Source organism: Micrococcus sp. PSi08, assembly GCF_054960655.1.
This window is the reverse complement of the sequence record NZ_JBHNYP010000049.1, coordinates 1-4,537: the sequence shown is the minus strand read 5'-3', so window position 1 is coordinate 4,537 and position 4,537 is coordinate 1. Positions and strand designations below refer to the sequence as shown.

2 protein-coding genes and 3 pseudogenes are annotated in these 4,537 nt (G+C 65.4%); 3 read left to right on the top strand and 2 right to left on the bottom strand.

All coding sequences use genetic code 11. From position 1 onward, the window contains the following. Positions 1 to 376, bottom strand: a 376-nt coding sequence (locus tag ACFI33_RS11565; RefSeq protein WP_462624040.1) for a transposase, incomplete at its 3' end; no start/stop codon positions are given. A gap of 137 nt (positions 377 to 513) precedes the next feature. Between ACFI33_RS11565 and ACFI33_RS11560 the strand changes: the two are divergent. Then, positions 514 to 954: pseudogene (locus ACFI33_RS11560) on the top strand (ISL3 family transposase); the annotation flags it as partial. On the opposite strand, the pseudogene ACFI33_RS11555 reads toward ACFI33_RS11560, so the two are convergent. After that, positions 923 to 2,295 (bottom strand): annotated as a pseudogene (locus ACFI33_RS11555) (IS1380 family transposase). The pseudogenes ACFI33_RS11560 and ACFI33_RS11555 overlap by 32 nt on opposite strands. A 172-nt stretch (positions 2,296 to 2,467) precedes the next feature. Here ACFI33_RS11555 and ACFI33_RS11550 point away from each other — a divergent pair. Further along, a complete protein-coding gene (locus tag ACFI33_RS11550) occupies positions 2,468 to 3,610 on the top strand; it encodes a calcium/sodium antiporter (protein ID WP_043282823.1) in 1,143 nt (380 codons plus the stop codon). Positions 3,611 to 3,751: 141 nt separating this feature from the next. Then, positions 3,752 to 4,537: pseudogene (locus ACFI33_RS11545) on the top strand (IS30 family transposase); the annotation flags it as partial.

The window sequence follows — 4,537 nt, the reverse complement described above, 5'->3', positions numbered from 1 at the left end:
TCTGCACCAGTTTGTCCATCCGGCGGGTGGAGACGCCGAGCAGGTAGCAGGTGGCGACCACCGTGGTCAGCGCTGCCTCGGCGCGGCGGCGCCGCTCCAGGAGCCAGTCGGGAAAGTAGGTGCCTTCGCGCAGTTTCGGGATCGCGACGTCGATGGTGCCGGCGCGGGTGTCCAGGTCCCGGTGCCGGTAGCCGTTACGCCGGTTGGTGCGCTCATCCGAGCGGGCGCCGTAGGCGGCGCCGCACACGCTGTCAGCCTCGGCCGACAGCAGGGCATTGATGAAGGTGGTGAGCATCTGACGCATCAAGTCCGGCGAGGCCTGGGTGAGCAGATCGGACAGAAACGCCTGGGGGTCGATATCGTGGGGAGCGGTCATCGCGGGTGTCCCTTTCGAGTGGGATGTGAGAGTTTCCTCGAAAGCCTCCCGCGGTGACCGCTTCTACTTCGCGGTCGACACGCCAACCGGAGTCAACGTGCTGCGGGATTCGTACACCACTCTGCCGGACGCAACTGCGCCGCACCCTCCACACCGGGATGAGCCTGCTGACCGACCGCCAAAAAGAACACCTCAGCGTCCTCTTCGCCCACGAGAAGCACGCCGCGGTCGAAGCGGCCTGGGAGATCTACCAGGCCATGGTCGCCGCGTATCGAGAATTCGACCGCGCAAAGGCTAAGGCCAAGATGGAGAAGGTGATCGCGGCGCTGAGCAAGAAGGTCCCCGACACCCTCGAGGAACTGGGCAAGCTCGGCCGGACACTGACCAAACGCGCCGCCGACGTGCTGGCGTTCTTCGAGCGACTGGGCACCAGCAACGGTCCGACGGAGGCGATCAACGGCCGGCTCGAACACCTGCGCGGCTCCGCCCTCGGCTTCCGCAACCTCACCAACTACATCGCCCGCAGCCTCCTCGAATCAGGCGGCTTCAGACCCTTGCTACACCCTCAAATGCGATGAGCCTCGAATGCAGGATCTTGTGCCGACAGCGGCGCACGATGGTCGCGGGGATCTCGAACAACCGTGCGCGAAACCGTTTGGGCTCCCAGCGACGTGCATCATGGCCGGCCAGCGCGATGGCCTGCATCCAGGCGACGATGACGCCGGCGAGCTGGACGATCTGGCACCAGACCTGGTTCTGCGCGAATCCCTGCAGCGGGAACTTCATCAGGCCCATGTCCTTGGCGTTGCGGATCCGGTCCTCGCAGCGCGCGCGGCGGCGGTGACGCAGCTCCAGCACTGGAAGCTGGCCGCGTGGGGCGTTGGTCGCGAACGCAGTGATCCGCATCCCTTTGTGATCGGTGATCCGTAGCTGCACTCCGGGGTGGGGGCGTTCCTTCCTTACGGTTACCCGCATTCCGGGGGCCACCCGGGCAGGTCCAGTAGTCCGGTCAGTTCCGCGACCCATGCCCCATCGCGGATCCCTTCGGTGTCGGTGTCGTAGGCAGGAGTCCACGCCTTCGCCTCATCAATACGTTCCAACAGGTCAGGAGTGTTCGCGGGGAGGGTGAACCCGACTGAGTAGGCCAGACGCTGCCGCTCCAGCCAGCCCGCGAAGTCCTTGGGGCCGCCGGCCCCGTCGGTGCGAATCAGGACCTTTTTCGATCCCCGCCCGCCCCGGCCCAGCAGGGCCGGTGGGAGCTGCGCAAGGGCCAGACGGGTGACGGCGATGTGATCGCTGGCGGTGTTCGAGCCCGCGTTGCCGGGGCGAAGGTGGATCGCGAGCGGTTCCCCGGTTCCTTCGCTGCCGTGGTCCAGGAACGCGTACAGAGGGTGGTAGCCGAAGCCGCGTTTGAACGTCGGGGCGGCTTGCTCCTTCTCACTGTGGACGTTGATCAGGGTGGCGTCGAGGTCGATGACCAGCGGGGTCTTCGCGCTCGTCCCCTCGGCCGGGGAATGCTCGCCGGCCAGGGCCCAGGCCTGCTCGCGCGCGGTCCTGCGAGCCCTGGCGATCGCGGTCATCACGGCGGGCGCGTCCTCAGCGAGGGTGGTGAGCGTGCGGGAGATCGTTGGGGCCGAGGCGACGTCACCGAACAGGCCCGGCTCGCACCGCAGCAGGTCGGTGTCACGGGCGACCTCCCCGCCCACCGCGAGAGTCATCGCGAGGTCCAGCAGGACCTTGGAGGCGTGATGCTCGGCCAGCGGTTTCGTCCATGAACCCAACGCTTCACGCAGCGAAGAGGCGAGGCCGGTGGCGTGGATCGTGTCGGTCAGCAGCACCGCGCCCGCATGCGAGGCCGCCGGGACCTCAGCGACGTCCACACGCGGGCGGGGGTAGAAGAACACGGTAGGGTGGGACACCTGAAAGGTGCTCCTTCCGGCCAGGGATTACGAGACTCGACACCCCGTATCATCCCAGGCCAGGAGCACCTTTCTCTATGACGCCCACCCGTCGAGACCACACCCCAGTGAAATCTCGAGGTCAGCGGGTGCTCGTGGCAGGGCCTGAACTGTGGTCCGTACACTCCTACTCATGGATGCGCTTGATATTGGACGGATCGTGGCCGGACTGGTGCTGCTGGTCTTGGGTGGGGAATTTTTGGTGCGTGGGGCGTCAGCACTGGCCGGACGTTTCGGGATTTCGTCATTGGTGATCGGTCTCACCGTAGTGTCAGCGGCGACGTCGGCACCCGAGTTCGCAGTGAGCGTCGGTGCTGTACTGCGTGATGAACCGGGGCTTGCCGTGGGCAATGCGGTTGGCAGCAACATCATTAATGTCCTGCTCATCCTGGGACTGTCCGCGCTGGTCGTTCCCCTCGCTGTAAAGCGGAGGCTGATCCGCTTTGACCTGCCCCTGATGGTCGTCTTGTCAGTTCTACTGCTCCTTGTGTCCCTGGATGGGAGGATCAGTGCGGTGGACGGGCTGATACTATTTTTCGGTGTGGTGGTCCACACCATAATGTCCGTGGTGATTAGTCGGCGGGACGCCAAGACCGCGGTGAATGCCCGGGAAGGGACAGGAGATTCGGCAACCGTCGATCCAGCCGACGAGGAAGGGGCTGCGCTAGGCGCCTCGGTCAGCAGGTCGCTCTTCTTTGTGCTGCTGGGGGTCGCGTTGCTGGTCGCCGGTGCCACGCTGCTCGTGGAAGGAGCAGTGAACATAGCCACCACGTTGGGCGTAAGCAGCCTCGTGGTCGGACTGACCGTTGTGGCTGTCGGGACATCGCTGCCCGAGCTGGCGACGTCCATCATTGCCGTGCGTCGCGGTGAACGCGACCTAGCGGTGGGCAACGTGGTCGGCAGCAATATCTTCAACATAGGGGTAGTGCTAGGACTAACCGCGCTCATCTCTCTTGAGGGCATTCCCGTATCCGGCGCCGCAGTGGCCTTCGATATCCCAGTAATGCTGGCGGCCGCAGTGGCACTACTGCCGATCGCGTTCACGGGCTTCGCGGTGGCGCGTTGGGAGGGCGGCTTGTTCGTGGTTTTGTACGCCGCCTACACCGGATACCTTGTGCTGGCTGCCACAGCGCACGATGCACTGGAGGGATTCACCGTAGCCATGGCGTGGTTCGTGCTGCCGTTAATCGCACTGACGCTCATTTCCTTTACAGCCTACGAAATCGGGCTCCGCAAGGGACGCCGAGACCTGGACCAGACCACGACTTCGACGTAGACCGTCGAGTGCATTCGGCTGCTGGCTTCATTCGGGTCGTCGGCTGAATGTAAATCGGCAAGAGATGACTGTCGGTTGGTGGTGTCATAGCGTCGTAGCAACACTCCCGGTCGGTGGGGGCTCGAGGCGAGGAGGCCTGGGATGGTGCGGCGGCGACTCACGTTCACGGAGCGGATGGAGATCTCGACGGGATCGAAGGCCGGGTGGGGAGTCCGGAGGATCGCGTCTCACCTGGGTAGATGCCCTTCGGTGGTCTCCAGAGAGCTTCGACCGAACTCGACGAAGACGCGCGGCTATCAAGCCGTGACCGCGGACGTGAAAGCGCAACGCCAGCGCTCTCGCCCACAGGTCCGGAAAGTGGCAAAGGACCCGGTACTCGAGGCCCGCGTCAACGCCGACCTCGCAGCGTCATGGATGCCGAACGAGATCGCGGGTGGCTTGCGTCTGGAGGCCGCAGACCCGACCGTTGAACGCATGGCGAACTCTCCCGACGCTCAGGGCCGCACCGTCAGCGGAGAAGCGATCTACCAGTACATCTACGCGATCCCCCGCGGAGAACTCGCCAAGCGTGGGATCTTCTTGCAGTCCAAACGGACCAAGCGCCGGCCCCGCACGCACGGCCGCTCCCGAGGCGGGCCGATCGTGGGGATGGTCCCGATCGCGGAGCGTGGCGAGGACGCGGCGAAGCGGCGGGTACCCGGGCACTGGGAGGGCGACCTGATCATCGGGAAGAACGGGTCCTCGTGCGCGGCGACGCTGGTGGAGCGGATGAGCGGGTTCACCGGCCCGCTCGCCCTGCCCTCGAAACACGCCGAGGGCCCCCGCGGACGCGGTGATCGAGTACTTCACCGAGCTGCCCCGGATGATGCAGACCTCGCTGGTAAGGGACCAGGGCAGCGAGATGGCGCACCACGCAAAGGTCTCCCC

Bases quoted from the DNA above. Each gene is read 5' to 3' on its own strand.
- ACFI33_RS11550 (WP_043282823.1), top strand. From the start codon at position 2,468: ATGGATGCGCTTGATATTGGACGGATCGTGGCCGGACTGGTGCTGCTG.